Below are 18,377 nucleotides of genomic sequence, written 5' to 3' on the forward strand. Positions count from 1 at the left end.
TTTATCAACCTTAAAAAATAGTGAATAATATGGAAGAAACTCAAGTAAAAACGGCGCATCCAAAAGGACTGTGGGTTTTGTTCGGGACGGAGATGTGGGAGCGGTTCAATTTTTATGGAATGCGGGCTTTATTGACTTTATTTCTTGTAAACTCATTATTAATGAAGGAAGAAGAAGCCTCGCTAATTTATGGAGGTTTTCTTGGGCTTTGTTATTTAACTCCGATGTTGGGAGGTTTTGTTGCCGATCGTTTTTTAGGTAACAGAAATTGTATTTTACTGGGCGGATTATTAATGGCCATAGGGCAATTATTATTGTTTACAAGCGGAAGCGTTTTTGAGACGAACCTGGGTTTGGCTAAAACAATTATGTATTGCGGTTTGGGAGTTATTGTTTTTGGTAATGGATTCTTTAAACCAAATATTTCAAGTATGGTTGGAAGTTTGTATCCAAAACAAGAAAAAACAAAACTTGATACTGCCTTTACTATTTTCTATATGGGAATTAATATGGGGGCTTTTTTAGGTCAGTCGATTTGCCCTCTATTAGGAGATGTTGTTGATACAGGTGGCGTTAGAGATATTCATGCTTTTAAATGGGGATTCCTGGCGGCTTCAGGAGCAATGCTTATAGGTACAATTGTTTTTTATGTTTTAAAAAATAAATACGTGGTTTCTCCGGATGGAAGACCATTAGGAGGTTTGCCATCTAAAAATGTAGCGGCAGATTTTGAAGAAGGAGAATCTCAAAAAGCCAATTTTTCTCAAAGAGCTTTAATTGGTGCAGGAATCGCATTCGTGATTTTAGGTTTGTTTTTCCATTATATAGTAGGTCAGAATTTAATTTATACGCTAATATATTCTAGTGGGATAGTTTTGGCAGGATTAATTATATCAGATTCATCATTAACCAAAATAGAAAGAGACAGGATTATTGTAATTTATATTGTTTCATTCTTTATTATTTTCTTTTGGGCAGCTTTTGAACAAGCTGGATCTTCATTAACTTTTATTGCTAATAATCAAACTGACAGACATTTCTTTGGCTGGCAAATGCCTCCGTCAATGGTGCAAATTTTTAACGGATTGTTCGTTGTTGTTATGGCAGTTCCGTTCAGTATTTTATGGGATTATTTAAGAGCAAAAAGCAAAGAACCAATTTCTCCTGTAAAATTAGCAATTGGTTTAGTGCTTATTACGGTAAGTTTCTTTATGATTGCTACTCAGGTTTCATATTTGGGAACTTCGGGATTGTTATTAGTTAAATGGCTTATTTTATTGTACTTTTTAAATACTTGTGCAGAGTTATGTTTGTCACCAATTGGTTTGTCATTGGTTGGTAAATTGTCTCCAAAACGTTTTGCTTCATTGTTATTTGGAGTTTTCTTTTTGTCAAATGCCTCGGGTTATGCGCTAGGTGGTACTTTGGGATCTATTTTACCTCCAACAGGAGATAAGTATAAAGCTGCGGAAAAAGTTAATATAGATTTGGCGTCAATATTAGAGAATAAATCTGTAGCAAATGGAGCCGAATTATTTGCTTTGGCTAAATTGCAAATTGCTAAAATTGATAAAGAAAAATCTAAAGAATTTAATTTAGATGTAGAAAAGAAAATTGAAACTATTGCTGAAATAAAAAGTCAAAAAGATTTGGCAATAAGAAAAAATCTAAAGTTCGAAAATAATTTTACTGCAAAGGACACAACATTTACTGAAAAGGAATTAAATGTTATTCAGCAGCAAAATGTAATAACAGTTTCTTATCCTAATTTTGCCGGTTTTATAATCCATAACTTATATGAGTTTTTTATGGTATTTGTTGTTCTTACAGGACTTGCAGCAATAATTTTGTTTGCTTTGACCCCATTATTAAAGAAAATGATGCATGGAGTTAGATAAAATGGAAAACAATACAATTACCTTAGAACAAATACAAGATTTTAAAGGCAAATACCCAAAACAATTGTGGTATTTGTTTTTGGTTGAAATGTGGGAGCGTTTTTGCTTCTACGGAATGAGAGGAGTTTTAGCCTTTTTTATGGTAGACCAATTAGGTTTACTTGAAGGAAAGGCAAATCTTCAATACGGAGCTATTCAGGCTTTTGTTTATGCTTTTACATTTATCGGTGGAATTTTTGCGGATAAAATTCTGGGTTTCAAAAAGTCGTTGCTTTTTGGAGGAATCGTCATGATTTTGGGAAATTTGCTTATTGCAGCGTCTCCGCATGATTTCTTTTACTACGGAATTACGTTGTCTATTATTGGTACAGGTTTCTTTAAGCCAAATGTATCTTCGATGGTTGGCGAATTATATCACGAAAGCGACGGTCGTAGAGATGCAGGTTACGGAATGTTCTATGCCGGTATTAATATTGGTGGAATGCTTGGTGGTGCGATTCCTATTTATTTAGGAAAAAACTATTCCTGGAGTTTATGTTTTCTTTCTGCAGCAATCGTAATGATTATTGGTGTTATAACTTTTCTTTTAACGAAAAAACACTTAGCACCAATTGGAAATTCTCCACTTGAAAATCATACACCAAAAAAACGTAATCTTTATGAAATCGCAGTTTACGTTGGTTCTATTGTAGTAATACCTTTGGTCTATATCATGGTAATCAATTCTGATTTTACAGAGTATTTCATGTATACCATTGGAGTTGCAGCGTTATTATACTTTTTATATGAATTGTTTCAGATAAAAGATAGAAATCAACAATATAAATTGCTGGCGGCTTTCATTTTTATCTTCGGATATTTTATGTTTATGGCTATTTCTGAGCAATCAGGAGGATCATTATCGCTTTTTGCTAAAGATAATTTATCCAGTAAATTACTGTTTTTTAATATCGATCCAAACGTAGTTAATAATAGTATTAACTCAATGTATGTTATTATTTTTAGTCCTTTGGTTGGGTTATTGTGGATCTTTTTATACAAAAGAAAAATAGAACCCAATACAGTTATTAAATTCGGACTTTCGTTTATATTATTGGCCGTAGGTTTCTTCATATTTTACTGTGCAAGATTTTTTGTCGATGCAAATGGTTTGAGTTCATTAGATTTGTTTGCCTTAGGATATTTGGTTTATACACTAGGTGAACTTTGTATTGGACCAATCGGAATGTCTGTAATTACAAAATTATCACCAAAAAGATTATTTGGTATGATGATGGGATTGTGGTTTTTATCGAGCGCATTCGGGCAATTTGCAGCAGGAAAACTGGGGTCAGAAATGTCAAATGCGAATACAGGAACAACCTTAATGTCTAAGCTTATTGCTTATACAGACGGATATTATCAATTGGCAATTTATGCACTTGTTGCAGGTGTTGTTTTAATTGTAACAACGCCTTTGATTAAAAAATTAATGCAAGAAGTAAAATAGAAGACATTTATCGATTCTTTTTTTGTTTAAATTTGTAAAAAATTAAAACGACCATGAAAAAAATATTTTTAGTTGCCTTGTTTATAATGGGCGCGTTTACCTCACAAGCACAAGAATTAAAATGGTATACTGATGTAAAAGAAGCCATTACTGTAAGCAATAAAGAAAATAAGCCAATGCTAATGTTTTTTACAGGAAGTGATTGGTGCGGCTGGTGTATTCGTTTGCAGAATGAGGTTTTAAAAACAGCAGAGTTTACAAAATGGGCAAACGATAATGTTATTTTGGTTGAGTTAGATTATCCAAGAAGAACGCCTCAAACGCCTGAAATAAAAAATCAGAATAATGAATTGCAACAGGCTTTTGGTATTCAGGGATTCCCAACTATTTATTTTACAAGTGCAGAAGCAAAAGATGGTAAAGTAAATTTTAAAGGTCTTGGACAAACAGGATATGTTGCCGGAGGTCCATCTGCTTGGTTAGCAGTTGCAGACGGAATTGTACATCCAAAGAAATCGTAGCAAAAGTTTAGTTTAAAATAATTAAGAAACTCCCTATAGTAATATAGGGAGTTTTTTTTGTTTAGTAGGAAAAGTTCTTGTTTGCATTTTTGTAAATTGTTATTTTAATATTTATTCAGTGTTAAAAAAACACATAGTGTATTTTTTATGCTAATAAAACTTGGAAAATTAAAATATTATGTTAATTTCGTTACGCTAATCTAACCAAACCTATTAACATGAATAAAAAACTACTTATCCTACTCGTTTTTTTTGGTTCATATATGTTACATTCTCAAAATTTAGTATGGAGAACAAACATGACTGATGCAATAGCAATCAGTAATGAACAAAAAAAACCAATGTTGATCTTTTTTACTGCCGCAGGTGCGCCAGATAATCTTCAAAACGAAATTTTTAAAACACCGGATTTTGCCGTATGGTCTCGTGATAATGTTGTACTTGTAAAGTTAGATTTATCCGATATCAATGCTTCTGAAGGTGATAAAGAACAAAATGTTAGACTAAAAGATGCTTTTGGCGTAGTTGAATTACCCGAAGTTTGCTTTGCAAGTGCATCTGTTAGAAAAAACAAAACCACTTTTAGCGCACTTGGAAAACTGGCTTACAAGCCAGGTGGTGCAAAATCATGGATTTCTGAATCAAACGCAATTCTGCATCCGGTCGAGACTGAGTAAAAATAAAATTTAAATTAAGTTTCTTAGTTTAATTTGTAGAAATCCCTTTTCATTTATAAATGAAAAGGGATATTTTTTTTTTACTCGCTTTCTAATTCACTATCAGGACTTTTATTATTTAAAAAGGTTTTTTTTTTTGATTTGATATTTTTTTCTCCTTTTATTATTGATTTCTTTTTTATTGCGTTTTCCTTATTTTTTTAACTCAAATCAACTTGTTTTTTAATGTAATAATGTTAAATTGGTTCAATTATTATAACCAAACTTTATATTTTATGACCCAAAAACTACTTATCCTACTGTTTTTTTTAGGCTCATTTTTAGTACAGTCACAAGGACTTGTCTGGAGTACAAACCTGACAGACGCGATTGCAGTAAGTAATGAACAAAGAAAACCACTATTAATTTTTTTTACCGCCTCTAGTGCGCCGGAAAAAATTCAGACCGAAATTTTTAATACGCCCGATTTTCTAAATTGGTCAAATAAAAATGTTGTTTTAGTAAAGCTTGATTTATCTGATGCTTCTGCCTCTGAGAGCGTAAGGGAGCAGAATGTTTCTTTAAAAAATGCCTTTGGGATTGATGAATTGCCTCAGGCATGTTTTGCAACAGCTTCTATTAGAAAAGGAAAAACTAATTTTAATTCCTTAGGAAAAATAGCCTATATGTCCTCAGGCGTAAAAGCGTGGATTGCAGAATCTAATCTGATTTTGAATCCGGAAGAATAACCGAGATTTTAATTTAATTTGTAATATCCCTTTTCGCGCGTTGCGTGAAAAGGGATTTTTTTTGAGGCGCAACTGGCTTTCCATTGTTTTTGAATGGCATTTGAATTTGTAGCATCTGCAATTATTGCTTTTGGTTTGAGTTCCTCCATCATGCGATCTAAATTTATTTTTGGCGATTGGGTAAGAATAACAATATCCGGCTGAATTTTATTTTCATAAACACCAAGACTATCTATTAAAAGGATTTTTTTGCCATTAAAAAACAAAATGTTTTTAATTGTTTTTATGTCATTTAAACTGGCAAAATTTCCAACGAGATAAGCATCGGTAAGATTGTTCTTTAATCCTTTTTTTAAAAGGCTGTCATTTGTAAAAAGTAAAACATTTTTGCCTGTTCTTTTGGTAATAATTGTTTTTTTGGAAGCATTGAAAACAATCAATTCATGTTGGCTTTCGGTTTCTTTTTTGGTGTATATAAAGGAAGTCTGCAATAAAATTACAGAGATAAGAAATACAAACAGTTTACCGAAACCCGGTTTTTTAAACCATATAATAATTGTAATAGTTGCTAAATAAAATGTGAGTAAATAATAGACGTTAAAACTAATATTGCGAATTACAAAAGAATCAAATGCCGCAACATAATGAATAATCAGATTTAAGAGGAAAATGCTTTTTTCGAAAATTTGAACAATAAATAATGGGCAGGTTTGAAAAACAGAGATTACCATAACAATAATTCCGGCAATCATTATAAATGATAAAACAGGCAAAATAAGAATATTTGTAACAAAAAATAAACCAGGAAACTGATGAAAATAATACAAGCAAATTGGGAATGTGCCTATTTGTGCTGCGAATGAAACTGTTAATCCTTCCCAGAGATATTTCAGAATTTTATTTTTTGGATTGCATATCATTTTCAATAAAGGCTGAAGCCATACGATAGAAAATAACGCAATGTAACTTAATTGAAATCCAACATCGAATAAAAAATAAGGCTCGAAAAGTAAAATCAATAAAATTGAAACGAGTAAAGTGTGATATATATTGGTATTTCTGTGTAAATGATTGCTTATTGCTATAAAAGAAAACATTACAACGGAGCGCAAAACCGGCGGAGAAAGCCCTGAAACAATGGCAAAAAGTGCTAATGAAATGATGATAGCGATTAGTTTTATAAAAGAACCCTTTTTAGTATTGGGAATTGGTTTTAAAATAAAAAGAATAAATAACATTATATAACCAACGTGTAATCCTGAAACGGATAAAACATGCGTAGCACCGGAATATTGATAATCCTGAATAATATCTGCCGAAATTTCTTGTTGCTGACCTAAGATTAATGCCATTGCAACGTTCATTTCTGCTTTATTGAAATTCGCTTTTTCGAGATTGTTTACTATTCGGGTATTTAACCGGGAAGCATAAAACCAAATATCTTTTTTGATTTTTCTATTAATAGTTATTTCCGATTTTGAAATATAAATCTGGGCATAAATTTGTTTGTTCTTCAGGTATTTACTGTAATCAAATTGATTTGGATTTTTTGATGAACTATTCTGTTGGAGAATTGTTTTTACCCTGATTTTATTTCCAATAATAATTGGGTTTGGCAGACTGTCTTTTTGCACGTTTATAATTATCCTGCCAGAATAAGTTTTTTCATTAATGGTATTGATAAGAGCGACATATCGATCGCTGTAAGTATTGCTTTTTATTTTTTCCCGCAATGTTAAAGTGATAAACTGCGGTTTTTCGAAAGCTTCTTTGCAGTGTATGTAATTGGATTTTTGAAGAGAATCGGTATTGATTAACAGTGTTGTCATGCCAATACAAAACGAAAGAAAGGAGGCACTAATTCCAAACAGGATATTTAGCTTTTTTTCTCTATGGGAAAGAAAATATAAGACTGAAATAAAAATTACGCCAACAATAAGCATTATTGCGGTTGCGAAAACTGATGGCTGACAAAAATAGGCGATCAAAATGCCTAAAATAAAACTAATGGTAATTTTAACCAATGGAAAATCGAATACTTTCATGATTTAAAAGTATTGATAATTTTGTAAGAAAAATAATATTTTATTAAATAATATTAATCAACAATTCTATTGATCTGTACAAATGATTTTTGGTAATAAGGTTCTTTTGTAGATGAAATTATAACGCCTTTTGAGGTTGAAGAATGTACAAATTTAATTTCATTAGAATTAACTTCGGTAATTAAACCAACATGATTGATTTGATTGCTTTTATTGGTCTTAAAGAAAATTAAATCACCTTTTTGAGCGTCATTAAACTTAATTATTTTTCCCACTTTAGCTTGTTCATAAGAGCTTCTTGGAAGTTTAATATTTTGAGATTCAAAAGTGGTAAAAACCAAACCAGAACAATCAAAACCATTTCTGGTTGTTCCGCCTGCTTTATATCGAACGCCAATATTGTCTGTTGCATTTTCAATTAAATGCGTTACAATATATTTGTTTTCTCGTTTTGATTCTGTTTTAGTTACTGCAGATGAAGTCGATTTGCACGAAATAAACAGCAAGGACAAAAAGAATAAAACGAGTATTTTTTTCAAAACAAAAACTTTAAGATTTTAAATCTGCAACAATAAGTTTAGCAGTCTTTTTACTTGCGCCAACTCCGCCAAGCTTTTGCTCTAAAATATGGTAATTTTTTAGCAGGTTTTCACGGTAACCCGGTTCCAGTAATTTTTGCAATTCCTCTTTAATACGTTTGGTATTGCAATCATCCTGAATCAATTCGGTTACCACTTCCTGATCCATAATTAAATTTACAAGAGAAATATATTTTAAAGTTATAATGCGTTTGGCAATTTGATAAGAAGCCCAGCTTCCTTTATAGCAAACTACTTCAGGCACTTTAAAAAGAGCAGTTTCTAAAGTTGCAGTTCCTGATGTTACCAATGCAGCGGTTGAAGAACGAAGTAAATCATAGGTTTTATTCGAAACAAATTTGATGTTTTTGTTCGTGATAAACTGCTGGTAAAATTCAAAATCCTGACTTGGAGCGCCGGCAATCACAAATTGATAATCCTGAAAATCATCAACAACACTTAGCATTACACTGAGCATTTTGGTAATTTCCTGTTTTCTGCTTCCCGGTAAAACGGCAATAATTGGTTTTTCGCTTAATTGGTTTTCTTTTCTAAAAACAGCTTCTTCAAAAGCAGGTTGATTCTGAATGGCATCAATTAAAGGATGACCTACAAAATCTACCGGAAAATGATGTTTATCTTCATAAAAACTTTTTTCGAAAGGTAAAATCACAAACATCTTATCAACATCTTGTTTGATCGCTTTGATTCTGTTTTCTTTCCACGCCCAAATTTGTGGCGAAATATAGTAATGTGTTTTATAGTTTAACGCTTTTGCCCATTTTGCAATACGCATATTGAAACCCGGGTAATCGATAAAAATAAGAACATCAGGCTGAAAATTAGTGATGTCTTTTTTGCAAAAAGTAATGTTGCTTAAAATGGTTTTTAGATTAAAAACAACTTCAATAAAACCCATAAAGGCCAGTTCGCGATAATGTTTTACCAAAGTTCCTCCGGCTTTTTGCATTAAATCACCTCCCCAAAATCTAATTTCAGCTTGAGGATCTTCCTCATATATTGCCTTCATTAAATTTGAACCGTGTAAATCTCCAGAAGCTTCACCAGCTATTATGTAGTATTTCATAAAAGTATTTTTGAGAATGTGCTTTATTTAAAAACACTATTTTTTTTGCAATACAAAGATAGAATTTAAATAAACAAAGTAGAAATAGCTAAGACAATTACAGCAAAAATGACTCCTCTAGCCATAAATTCTTTATTCATTTTTAGAAGAATTGTAAAAACAACCAAGTCTAAAGTGGTTCCTAAGGCAATTACTTTTCCTAAATACCCGTATTGTTTTATGGTTTTGATTCCGGTTGAAATTTCAAAGTCAGTGAAGAGTTTTATAAACAAAAAACTTCCCAGTAAAGCGACAAGAATTCCGATTGTGAAACCAATAAAAATGTCTTTTTTATTCATTTAATTTCCAGGTATTAAGTTGTTGCATGGTATGATGTGCCGTTAAATCGAACTGTACCGGAACTACAGAAATATATCCATTTTCTAAAGCCCATTCATCAGTATCTTCGCCTTGATCTTCGTTTGTAAATTTGCCTGTAAGCCAGTAATAATCTTTACCAAAAGGAGTTTGTCGCTTGTCAAATTTCTGGGCATAATAGGCTTTCGCCTGACGGCAAATTTTTATTCCTTTAATTTCATCTTCTTTTAATTTCGGAAAATTAACATTTAAAACGACACCTTTTGGCAATCCGTTTTCCAGTGTTTGCAAAGTAATTCTTTTTATGAAAGATTTTATGGGTTCAAAATCCGCATTCCAGTTAAAATCTAATAAAGAAAAACCAATGGCTGGAATTCCTTCGATTCCGGCTTCAACGGCGGCACTCATCGTTCCTGAATAAATTACGTTTATAGAAGAATTTGATCCGTGATTAACTCCCGAAACACAGAGGTCAGGTTTTCGTTTTAAAATTTCATTTACTGCCAATTTTACGCAATCAACAGGAGTTCCGGAACAGCTATATTCCGCAATAATGTCTTCTTCTTTTGATATTTTGTCCAAAAATAAAGTGTTGTTAATTGTTATGGCATGTCCCATGGCGCTTTGAGGTTTATCCGGAGCTACAACTATTACTTCACCAATGGTTTCCATAACACTTATCAAAGCCCTGATTCCGGGAGCCAGAATACCATCATCATTGGTAACTAATATAAGCGGTTTTTCTTGTTTCATACTAAAGAATTGTATTACTATACGGCTATTAAAAGCAGTATTATAAAGCAAATGTAGTGACAGATTTTGGTTGAATAATAACAATTAAAATAAAATTTGTCAACTAAAGTTAAGATGGCTTTGGTACTTCAAACATTTTTATATCTTTAACAAAAAATTATAGTGAGCTTGGCTTTGTTGGCACAGTTTTTACCGTAACTTAGATTAAAAAATTTGATGAATGCTATTATTAAGTTTATGAAAAGAAATTATAAAATACTTATAGCCGTATTATGCTTGTCTCTGACATTATTTGCTTTTAAAATTAATGCCAATAAACAAGAAGATCCGGACCCGAACAGAGATAAAACGCTTTTAGAATTGCTTGCGTTTGTTATTGAAAAAGGACATTACAGTCCGGCTGAGATAAATGATGAGTTTTCTAAAGGAATTTTTAAAGATTATATCGATGCACTTGACCCTTCAAAAAGATTCTTTTTACAGTCTGATATTGATGAGTTTAAGCAATATGAATTGCAGTTAGACGATCAGTTTTTAAACAAAGATCTTACGTTTTTTAATCTTACTTATACAAGATTAATGAAACGTATGGAAGAAAGCAAAAAACGCTATAAGACTATTTTAGCTCAACCTTTCAATTACAATGTTGATGAGACTTTTAATGCCGATTATGAGACGCTGCCTTATGCTAAAAATCTAACAGAAATTAATGAAAGATGGAGAAAGCAGATTAAATTATCGACTCTTTCGTCGCTTGTTACAAAGCAAAAATTAGAAGAAGATAAGAAAAAAACAGATCCTGCTTATAAAGTAAAATCGTTTGAAACATTAGAAAAAGAAACGCGTGAAAGTTCATTAAAATCTTTAGATGACAATTTCAGTCTTATTAAAGATTTAAATAAACAAGATTGGTTTTCGGTTTACGTAAATTCAATTATGACACGTTTTGATCCGCACACAAGTTATTTTGCACCGGAAGAAAAAGATCGTTTTGATGTAAATATTAGCGGAAAATTAGAAGGAATTGGTGCGAGATTAACTAAGAAAAATGATTTTACTCAAATTGATGAATTAATTTCAGGCGGTCCTGCATGGAAAGGAAAACAACTTGAGGCTGGAGATTTAATTTTGAAAGTTGCACAAGGAAACGAAGAGCCTGTAGATGTTGTAGGTATGCGCTTGGATGATGTTGTGAAAAAAATTAAAGGACATAAAGGAACTGAAGTTAAACTTACAGTTAAAAAAGTTGATGGAAGCATTAAAGTCATTTCGATTATCAGAGACGTTGTTGAAATTGAAGAAACATATGCAAAATCAAGTATCGTAGAGAAAAACGGATTGAAATACGGCGTAATTTATTTACCTAAATTTTATATCGATTTTGAAAATAAAGATGGTCGTGATGCCGGAAAAGATATCGCTCTTGAAGTTGAAAGACTGAAAAAAGAAGATATTAACGGAATTGTACTTGATGTTCGTGATGATGGTGGTGGATCTTTGTCTACAGTTGTTGATATCGCAGGTTTATTTATTGAAGAAGGACCAATTGTTCAGGTAAAATCTGCCGGAAAAAAGAAAGAAGTTTTATACGATAAAGATAAAAAAATAGAGTGGGACGGACCATTAGTAATTATGGTGAACAGTTTCTCAGCTTCGGCTTCAGAGATTTTGGCTGCTGCAATTCAGGATTATAAACGTGGTATTATCATTGGAAGTAAACAAACTTATGGAAAAGGTACCGTACAAAACGTTCTTGATTTGAACCAGTTTGTTCGTAATACAAATTATGGTGATCTAGGTGCTTTGAAAATTACAGGGCAAAAATTCTACAGAATTAACGGAGGTTCAACTCAGTTAGAAGGCGTTCATAGTGATGTGGTTATGCCGGATCGTTATGCTTACCTAAAAATGGGTGAGCGTGATATAGATAACGCAATGCCTTGGGATAAAATTGATCAGGCAGATTATAATACCTGGACAGGAACTGAGAAGTTTAATCAGGCAATTGCAAACAGTAGAAACAGAATTGCAAATAATACTCAGTTTAAATTAATTGAGGATAATGCAAAATGGATTGATGTTAAAAACAAAGAGAATACGTATAGTTTAAATATCAATAGTTTTAAAGCTACTCAGGAACAAGTTGAAAATGAAGGTAAAAAATACAAACCAATTTCAGATTATAAAAACAATCTGGTTTTTAAATCTTTACCTTATGAAGAGCTTGAAGTTAAAAACGATGCTACTTTAAAAGAAAAAAGAGAAGCCTGGCACCAGGCATTATCTAAAGATGTTTATGTTGAAGAAGCTTTGAATGTTTTAGATGATTTACAAAGCAAAAGCAGTGTTGTTAAAGGCGCATCTTCAAGTAAAATGAAAAAAGATAAATTAGTAAAATCTTAATTTTTTAGAAAACTAATTCATAAAAAACGCTCCGAAAGTTTATATTTACGGAGCGTTTTTTTATGAATTTTAATTAAAAATAATATGATAAAGAGTCTTGTATTTAGTTTGATTGGTTTGGCCTTGTTTTCTTGTAAAAATGAAATAAAAGATAAAGAAGAGATTGTAAAAGATGATGCTGTAAAGGATGTGTCATCTGATTTTGTATCAAATCAAAACAGTACAGATTCAGGCTATAATGTTACTTATTTGCCAACATCTACAACAAATCAAATTGTTAAGCATAAGTATTATACATTGTCTTATGATGAAAAACATGAACAAGCCGAATGGGTTGCGTATGAATTAAAAAAGGAATATCTAAAAAACAACGATTTTAAAAGACCTTATTTTATTGAGGATCCGGAAGTAACCACAGGTTCTGCAGATTGGAGAAATTATAAAAATTCAGGTTATGATAAAGGCCATCTTTGTCCTGCCGGAGATATGGAATTTAATAAAGATGCTTATACCGATACTTTTTATACTTCGAATATTTCACCTCAAAAGCACGATTTTAATAGTGGAATCTGGAATAGATTGGAACAAAAAACGCGTTATTGGGCTGGTAAGTATAATGATATTTACGTTGTTACCGGTGGAATTTTGAAAGATGCGGATAAAAAAATAGGAACAGAAAAAGTATCTGTTCCTAAATATTTTTATAAAATTATTTTAGCTAAATCCGGGAATGAACACAAAGCAATTGCTTTTTTGGTTCCCAATGAAGATAGCGATAAGTCACTTTATGATTTCGTTGTTCCTATTGAAACGTTAGAAAAAATGACAGGTATTGATTTCTTTCCGAATTTGAAAAATTTAAAAAGCAGTAAGGACTTTTAAATCTGCAATAGTTTGAGTTGGATTTTCTGCTTTAAAAACAAAGCTCCCTGCAACCAAAACATCTGCTCCGGCCTCTACTAATTGTTTTGCATTTTTGTTTGTTACGCCACCATCAATTTCAATAATTGTTGATGCGCCTTTTCGTGTAATTAAATCTTTTAGCTTTTTAACCTTAGCATACGTATTTTCAATAAATGATTGTCCGCCAAAACCCGGATTTACACTCATGATGCAAACAAGGTCAATATCGTTAATAACGTCTTCTAAGAGATCAATATTTGTATGTGGATTAATGGCAACTCCAGCTTTCATTCCTTCGGCTTTTATCGCTTGTAATGTTCTGTGCAAGTGAGTGCAGGCTTCATAGTGTACGCTTAATATATTAGCTCCTAAATCAGCAAAAGTTTTAATGTATCTGTCAGGATCAATAATCATTAAATGCACATCAATTGTTTTTTTTGCATGTTTTGAAATTGCTTCCAAAACTGGCATTCCAAAAGAAATATTCGGAACAAAAACTCCATCCATAATATCAATATGAAACCAATCAGCCTCACTATTGTTTATCATTTCAATATCACGTTGTAAATTGGCAAAATCAGCTGCAAGAACAGAAGGAGCAATAAGTGTATTCTTCATTGTGTGTAGTTGTGTGTTGTTATTTTTTGCAAAAGTAAGACTTTAGTTTCGTTTACAATGAAATTAAATTTCATTTTTGAACCATTAAGAGATTAAGTTTATTAAGCTTTGTGTATTAATTAGCTTGTTTTTTTAGCTAATTAAGGATCTTTCTTTATAAACTTAATCTTTTAATGTTTCAAACAAAAATAAAAAACTCCGGTAATCAGCCGGAGTTTCAATCATCAATCAAAAAACGAACAGTCAATCAAACTGTTGTTTGCGTTAAAATTATTTCAAGTTTAAGGTTTCAAGTTTTTTGAGGAACCCGAAACTTTAAACCTGAAACAAATATATTTTACTTATTAACCTAAATAGGTTTTAAGGATTTTACTTCTTGAAGTATGTTTTAATCTGCGGATTGCTTTTTCTTTAATCTGACGAACACGCTCACGAGTAAGGTCGAAAGTTTCTCCAATTTCTTCTAAAGTCATTGGGTGTTGGTCTCCAAGACCGAAATATAAACGAACAACATCTGCCTCTCTTGGAGTTAATGTTTCTAGAGAACGCTCAATTTCAGTACGTAATGATTCGTGAATTAATTCTCTGTCAGGATTTGGAGATTCTCCAGAACGTAAAACGTCGTAAAGGTTAGAATCTTCACCTTCAACAAGAGGCGCATCCATAGATAAGTGACGACCAGAGTTTTTCATAGACTCTTTTACGTCATTTACAGTCATGTCAAGTTCTTTTGCAATTTCTTCAGCAGAAGGCGGACGCTCGTTAGATTGCTCTAATAAAGCGTACATTTTGTTGATTTTATTGATAGAACCAATTTTATTTAATGGTAAACGAACAATACGGGATTGTTCTGCCAAAGCCTGAAGGATCGATTGACGAATCCACCAAACTGCGTAAGAGATAAATTTGAAACCACGAGTTTCATCAAAACGTTGAGCCGCTTTAATTAAACCTAAGTTTCCTTCGTTAATTAAATCAGGAAGAGTTAATCCTTGATTTTGATATTGTTTAGCAACCGATACTACGAAACGTAGGTTGGCTTTTGTAAGTTTTTCTAAAGCTCTTTGATCACCAGCCTTTATTCTTTGTGCTAATTCTACCTCTTCATCAGCGGTAATTAGGTCAACTTTTCCGATTTCTTGTAGATATTTATCTAACGATGCAGTTTCACGATTGGTTACCTGCTTGGTGATTTTAAGTTGTCTCATTGTATTGTCTCCTTATTTTAAAGTGTACAATTAGTTATACGTAAAAAGTTATCGAAAAGTTACAATACTTTTGAAAAAAAATAAAAATTCCCGTTTCAATATTGTAGAAACGGGAATTTTTATTTGATAATTTGAGTTTATTAGTTTGAAGTTGAGTCTTTTACTTCAATAATTTCTTTTAAGGAAACCGGTGATCCGTTTTTTGCAAAACCTTCAAGTCTTATCTCAAAAGTTCCTGAAAGATCCGAAGTGTAAAAAGAATTATTATTCTTGTCATTTACGGCAACTTCAGGATTCCAAAATAACTGATTTCTAAAATCCGGAATTCTGGCGTTGTCACTCAGGTTCGTATACTCAATTTTATTATATAATTTTTTTGGCTGTGGTCTTAATACAACAGGTTTTGCGATGAAACTTCCTTTTTCGGTACTTTTAAAATCTTTATCAAAAGTTGTAAAACTAACCAATCCGTTAAAAGATTTTGAGCCAACATAATATCTTCCAATAATTACATCAATTTTATAAACGTTTTTCATATTATAAGTCATCAAATCATTTTGATTTTCTAAATATAAACCATCAACCAAAACTAATGCAGCTTCTGGTAATTGAGGAAAAACGTTTGGATCATTAACATGCAAATATGTTTTGTCACCTACTTGTTTGTGATAAACTTCTGTAGTAACTTCAGTCATCGTTTCTTTTAATGTTTTAAATCGGGTATAATCATCCAAAACATATTCTTTTGCCAAAGGATAGTAGAAAGTTTCAAGTGTTGGCGTTTTTTCGATATTATCTACTTTTTTATGATAATAAGCATTTTCAACCTGACTGGAAACAGATCGGTCTAAAAGACTTTCTTTAATTATGTATGATAAATTGGCGTTTTGCTCATAAGATAATTTTGAATACTCTATTTCTGGTGCATTATTTACTGTCAGGTTATAATTAATGGCTTTCTCATCAATGATATGAACTACAACATCTGCTGTATAATATGTTTTATTGATGTTGAAAATAAAATTTCCTTCAGAATCTGTTTTTACAACTTTAAAAGCAAAAGATTTTCCCGGAAGCGATAAGCCAATGCTAATGTCTCCTACTTTGTCAGTATTGTTTTGCGCTGTGATTTTTCCCGAAATAGTTTCTCCTCGAAGTTCCGGAAGAATTATTTTTTGATCTTTATTTTGTAAATCAAGTAATACCGGATATGCTGTTTTTACAGCAAAATCAGCTGCAGAAACTTGACTTTTTGTTGGTATATTGTCTAATTTTCTTACTGATAAAGAATAATTTCCATCGGCAAAAGCTGCGTTTAAAGATTCAATTTTTAAATCGACCAATTCACGATTTGCAAATGTTTTTTTATTCAAATTGAACTTCACATTTTCATTTGTAAGGTTGCTTTCAATTGACGCACTTTGCGTATTACCTGACGGAGAAACATTTGTTGCCAAACTATTTTCAGACGTACCTTTCTCTGTTGTTTTGTATGGATTAACGATGTTTATTTCAAGCTGAAATAATTCAGAAATTGGTTTGTTCAACATCCAGTTTGTATAACCAATAAGCTTATAGCTTCCTGTTTTTAAAGTTGTGGGAACAAAATAATCACCTTGTCCCACTGCATTTTCTAAAGAAACTTTAGTTTTAAAAACCGATTTTTTATTACTATCTACAAGTTCTACATAAGCAACTTTGCTAATGTTGCTTGGTGTTTTATCGGTAGCTTTTAAGCAATAAATTTTATACAATAAGGTTTCACCCGAAACAAATGTTGTCGCATTTGAATGGATAAAAACAGTTTCATCCAGAGAGATGGTTTGTTGTGCGCTGCTGAATTGTGTACTTATAAGTACAAGCAATACAAAAAGGTGTTTTATTCTGTCCAAAATGAAGGTATTACGTTAGATGAAAATGATGTGCAGTCTCCGCATTCAGCGTCTACTAAAATATATTTATTTCCCAAATTTGAGTTATAGATCATTAGGTTTCTTTCCAGATTGTAAATCATTGATTCTCCTTCACAACTATCTCCTCTAAAGCAAAATAAAAACGGAATATCTTCGCAGGTATTAAAATAAGGAGGAAAGTTTTCAGGAAACATATCAGTATAATTAAAAAAGATTCTCAATGACGATACCGTATTTAATCCAAAATAACCAATTACATTTTTGTTAGGATCATTAATACATTTTATATTTCCACTTATAACTCCAGGTTGTTTCGGGGATAAAATGCTTGAAGAACTTGCTATGTCTCTCATTATTTTGTGAAATGTATAGGCGCCCAAACTTTCTACATATTGTTTAACTAATATACTGTATCTGTGACCTATAATGTAATTGTTTTCTTCAATAAACCGAATCGGAAGATTTACGCGATCTTCGGCTTGATCATTAGTATTAACCAAAATGATATCGGTAGATTTTTTCGTTGAATAACAAGTTCTGGTATCCGGACTGTTTGGAACAAGTTCTATCGATTCTGGTCCGGTTACATTTATTTTCATAGATGTCCATCTTGGTGCAATAATCTTGTATGTTTCCTCATATTCATACCTGTAATACTTTGAAGTTCTGCCAGGATCATAACTTTTAACGTTAATCTGTACACCTTTGCCTTTATCTTTGCTTGTAACGACTGTTGGTTCAATGCTTCCAATAGGAGTATCTGTTGTTAATACTTCTGAAGAAGACTGGTAAATTTTTCCATCTAAAGTTGTTATTTCCAGTGTGTATTCTCTCCCCGGTAAAATTTGAAATGGAGATTGAGAAATATATATACCTGCATTTTGCTCAAAAGTATATTCATTGTTTAAATTGTCTTTCACAATTACCTTCGCTCCATTTTCGGTTGTAATGCCAGTATCTTCAAATCGGGCTGTTTTGGTAATTTTTATTTCCTGATTTTTAAGTTCATTTGTTAAGGTGGCTTCTACTACTATTGCTTCTTCATAGGTATTTGTTAATAGAGGGTACGTTTCTGTGCATCCATTTACAAAAAAGGATATAATTAGTAATAAGAATATTTTATTTAAAGACATGACGTTAAATTTGTTTACAAATAGATATTTTCCATTTTTGAGAAGTAGAAAAATCTGTTTTTTTTT

General features: G+C 31.8%; 16 protein-coding genes. 7 read left to right on the plus strand and 9 right to left on the minus strand.

Translation table 11 applies throughout. The features are described 5' to 3' along the window. Positions 1–29: 29 nt before the first annotated feature. The 5 genes from OLM54_RS18505 to OLM54_RS18525 all read left to right on the plus strand — a co-directional run bounded on the left by OLM54_RS18505 (position 30) and on the right by OLM54_RS18525 (position 5,313). Positions 30–1,898 (plus strand): peptide MFS transporter, encoded by a 1,869-nt coding sequence (locus tag OLM54_RS18505; protein WP_264536030.1) that lies wholly within the window; start codon positions 30–32, stop codon positions 1,896–1,898. A gap of 1 nt (position 1,899) precedes the next feature. After that, the gene (locus OLM54_RS18510; RefSeq protein WP_264538584.1) at positions 1,900–3,387 is read left to right on the plus strand and encodes a peptide MFS transporter; all 1,488 of its coding nucleotides are present in this window, start codon (positions 1,900–1,902) and stop codon (positions 3,385–3,387) included. 53 nt (positions 3,388–3,440) lie between these two features. Further along, entirely contained in the window at positions 3,441–3,908 is a 468-nt protein-coding gene (locus OLM54_RS18515; protein ID WP_264536031.1) for a thioredoxin family protein, read from the plus strand. Positions 3,909–4,126: 218 nt separating this feature from the next. Beyond that, complete coding sequence (locus OLM54_RS18520) at positions 4,127–4,585, plus strand: thioredoxin family protein (protein ID WP_264536032.1); 459 nt, start codon at positions 4,127–4,129, stop codon at positions 4,583–4,585. A gap of 275 nt (positions 4,586–4,860) precedes the next feature. Next, positions 4,861–5,313, plus strand: a complete 453-nt coding sequence (locus OLM54_RS18525) for a thioredoxin family protein (RefSeq protein ID WP_264536033.1) — start codon at positions 4,861–4,863, stop codon at positions 5,311–5,313. Positions 5,314–5,321: 8 nt separating this feature from the next. Here the strand turns inward: OLM54_RS18525 and OLM54_RS18530 are convergent, their stop codons facing one another. The 5 genes from OLM54_RS18530 to surE form a co-directional block, all read right to left on the minus strand. Next, positions 5,322–7,358 carry a ComEC/Rec2 family competence protein gene (locus OLM54_RS18530; RefSeq protein ID WP_264536034.1) on the minus strand — a complete coding sequence of 679 codons (2,037 nt, stop codon included), beginning with the start codon at positions 7,356–7,358 and terminating at the stop codon, positions 5,322–5,324. 53 nt (positions 7,359–7,411) lie between these two features. Next, positions 7,412–7,897 carry a C40 family peptidase gene (locus OLM54_RS18535; RefSeq protein ID WP_264536035.1) on the minus strand — a complete coding sequence of 162 codons (486 nt, stop codon included), beginning with the start codon at positions 7,895–7,897 and terminating at the stop codon, positions 7,412–7,414. A gap of 10 nt (positions 7,898–7,907) precedes the next feature. After that, positions 7,908–9,023, minus strand: coding sequence for a lipid-A-disaccharide synthase (gene lpxB, locus OLM54_RS18540; RefSeq protein WP_264536036.1), 1,116 nt, complete (start codon positions 9,021–9,023; stop codon positions 7,908–7,910). 65 nt (positions 9,024–9,088) lie between these two features. Then, on the minus strand, positions 9,089–9,361 hold the full coding sequence (locus OLM54_RS18545; protein ID WP_264536037.1) for a hypothetical protein: 273 nt from the start codon (positions 9,359–9,361) through the stop codon (positions 9,089–9,091). After that, positions 9,354–10,133: a 5'/3'-nucleotidase SurE gene (surE, locus tag OLM54_RS18550; RefSeq protein ID WP_264536038.1), complete on the minus strand. Its 780-nt coding sequence runs from the start codon at positions 10,131–10,133 to the stop codon at positions 9,354–9,356. The genes OLM54_RS18545 and surE overlap by 8 nt, the downstream gene beginning before the upstream one ends. A gap of 216 nt (positions 10,134–10,349) precedes the next feature. Here surE and OLM54_RS18555 point away from each other — a divergent pair, with 216 nt between their 5' ends. After that, positions 10,350–12,536, plus strand: coding sequence for a carboxy terminal-processing peptidase (locus OLM54_RS18555; protein WP_264536039.1), 2,187 nt, complete (start codon positions 10,350–10,352; stop codon positions 12,534–12,536). An 84-nt stretch (positions 12,537–12,620) separates the two neighbouring features. Then, positions 12,621–13,418 carry a DNA/RNA non-specific endonuclease gene (locus OLM54_RS18560; protein WP_264536040.1) on the plus strand — a complete coding sequence of 266 codons (798 nt, stop codon included), beginning with the start codon at positions 12,621–12,623 and terminating at the stop codon, positions 13,416–13,418. Here the strand turns inward: OLM54_RS18560 and rpe are convergent. The 4 genes from rpe to OLM54_RS18580 form a co-directional block, all read right to left on the minus strand. After that, a complete protein-coding gene (rpe, locus tag OLM54_RS18565) occupies positions 13,395–14,057 on the minus strand; it encodes a ribulose-phosphate 3-epimerase (protein ID WP_264536041.1) in 663 nt (220 codons plus the stop codon). The two genes, OLM54_RS18560 and rpe, sit on opposite strands and share 24 nt — an antisense overlap. A gap of 344 nt (positions 14,058–14,401) precedes the next feature. Then, a complete protein-coding gene (locus tag OLM54_RS18570; protein WP_007804760.1) occupies positions 14,402–15,265 on the minus strand; it encodes an RNA polymerase sigma factor RpoD/SigA in 864 nt (287 codons plus the stop codon). A 140-nt stretch (positions 15,266–15,405) separates the two neighbouring features. Then, on the minus strand, positions 15,406–17,130 hold the full coding sequence (locus OLM54_RS18575; protein WP_264536042.1) for a hypothetical protein: 1,725 nt from the start codon (positions 17,128–17,130) through the stop codon (positions 15,406–15,408). 14 nt (positions 17,131–17,144) lie between these two features. Then, positions 17,145–18,311 carry a DUF4249 domain-containing protein gene (locus OLM54_RS18580; protein ID WP_264536043.1) on the minus strand — a complete coding sequence of 389 codons (1,167 nt, stop codon included), beginning with the start codon at positions 18,309–18,311 and terminating at the stop codon, positions 17,145–17,147. Positions 18,312–18,377 lie beyond the last annotated feature (66 nt).

Origin of the sequence: Flavobacterium sp. N1736, assembly GCF_025947065.1 — a bacterium.
Taxonomy (GTDB): Bacteria; Bacteroidota; Bacteroidia; order Flavobacteriales; family Flavobacteriaceae; genus Flavobacterium.

What these genes read in the sequence shown, in the direction of transcription:
- surE (WP_264536038.1), bottom strand. Translation starts at nt 10,133, where the DNA reads ATGAAACAAGAAAAACCGCTTATATTAGTTACCAATGATGATGGTATT.
- OLM54_RS18525 (WP_264536033.1), top strand. Translation starts at nt 4,861, where the DNA reads ATGACCCAAAAACTACTTATCCTACTGTTTTTTTTAGGCTCATTTTTA.
- OLM54_RS18520 (WP_264536032.1), top strand. Translation starts at nt 4,127, where the DNA reads ATGAATAAAAAACTACTTATCCTACTCGTTTTTTTTGGTTCATATATG.
- OLM54_RS18515 (WP_264536031.1), top strand. Translation starts at nt 3,441, where the DNA reads ATGAAAAAAATATTTTTAGTTGCCTTGTTTATAATGGGCGCGTTTACC.
- OLM54_RS18570 (WP_007804760.1), bottom strand. Translation starts at nt 15,265, where the DNA reads ATGAGACAACTTAAAATCACCAAGCAGGTAACCAATCGTGAAACTGCA.
- OLM54_RS18560 (WP_264536040.1), top strand. Translation starts at nt 12,621, where the DNA reads ATGATAAAGAGTCTTGTATTTAGTTTGATTGGTTTGGCCTTGTTTTCT.
- OLM54_RS18505 (WP_264536030.1), top strand. Translation starts at nt 30, where the DNA reads ATGGAAGAAACTCAAGTAAAAACGGCGCATCCAAAAGGACTGTGGGTT.
- OLM54_RS18555 (WP_264536039.1), top strand. Translation starts at nt 10,350, where the DNA reads ATGAATGCTATTATTAAGTTTATGAAAAGAAATTATAAAATACTTATA.
- rpe (WP_264536041.1), bottom strand. Translation starts at nt 14,057, where the DNA reads ATGAAGAATACACTTATTGCTCCTTCTGTTCTTGCAGCTGATTTTGCC.
- OLM54_RS18530 (WP_264536034.1), bottom strand. Translation starts at nt 7,358, where the DNA reads ATGAAAGTATTCGATTTTCCATTGGTTAAAATTACCATTAGTTTTATT.
- OLM54_RS18580 (WP_264536043.1), bottom strand. Translation starts at nt 18,311, where the DNA reads ATGTCTTTAAATAAAATATTCTTATTACTAATTATATCCTTTTTTGTA.
- OLM54_RS18510 (WP_264538584.1), top strand. Translation starts at nt 1,900, where the DNA reads ATGGAAAACAATACAATTACCTTAGAACAAATACAAGATTTTAAAGGC.
- lpxB (WP_264536036.1), bottom strand. Translation starts at nt 9,023, where the DNA reads ATGAAATACTACATAATAGCTGGTGAAGCTTCTGGAGATTTACACGGT.
- OLM54_RS18545 (WP_264536037.1), bottom strand. Translation starts at nt 9,361, where the DNA reads ATGAATAAAAAAGACATTTTTATTGGTTTCACAATCGGAATTCTTGTC.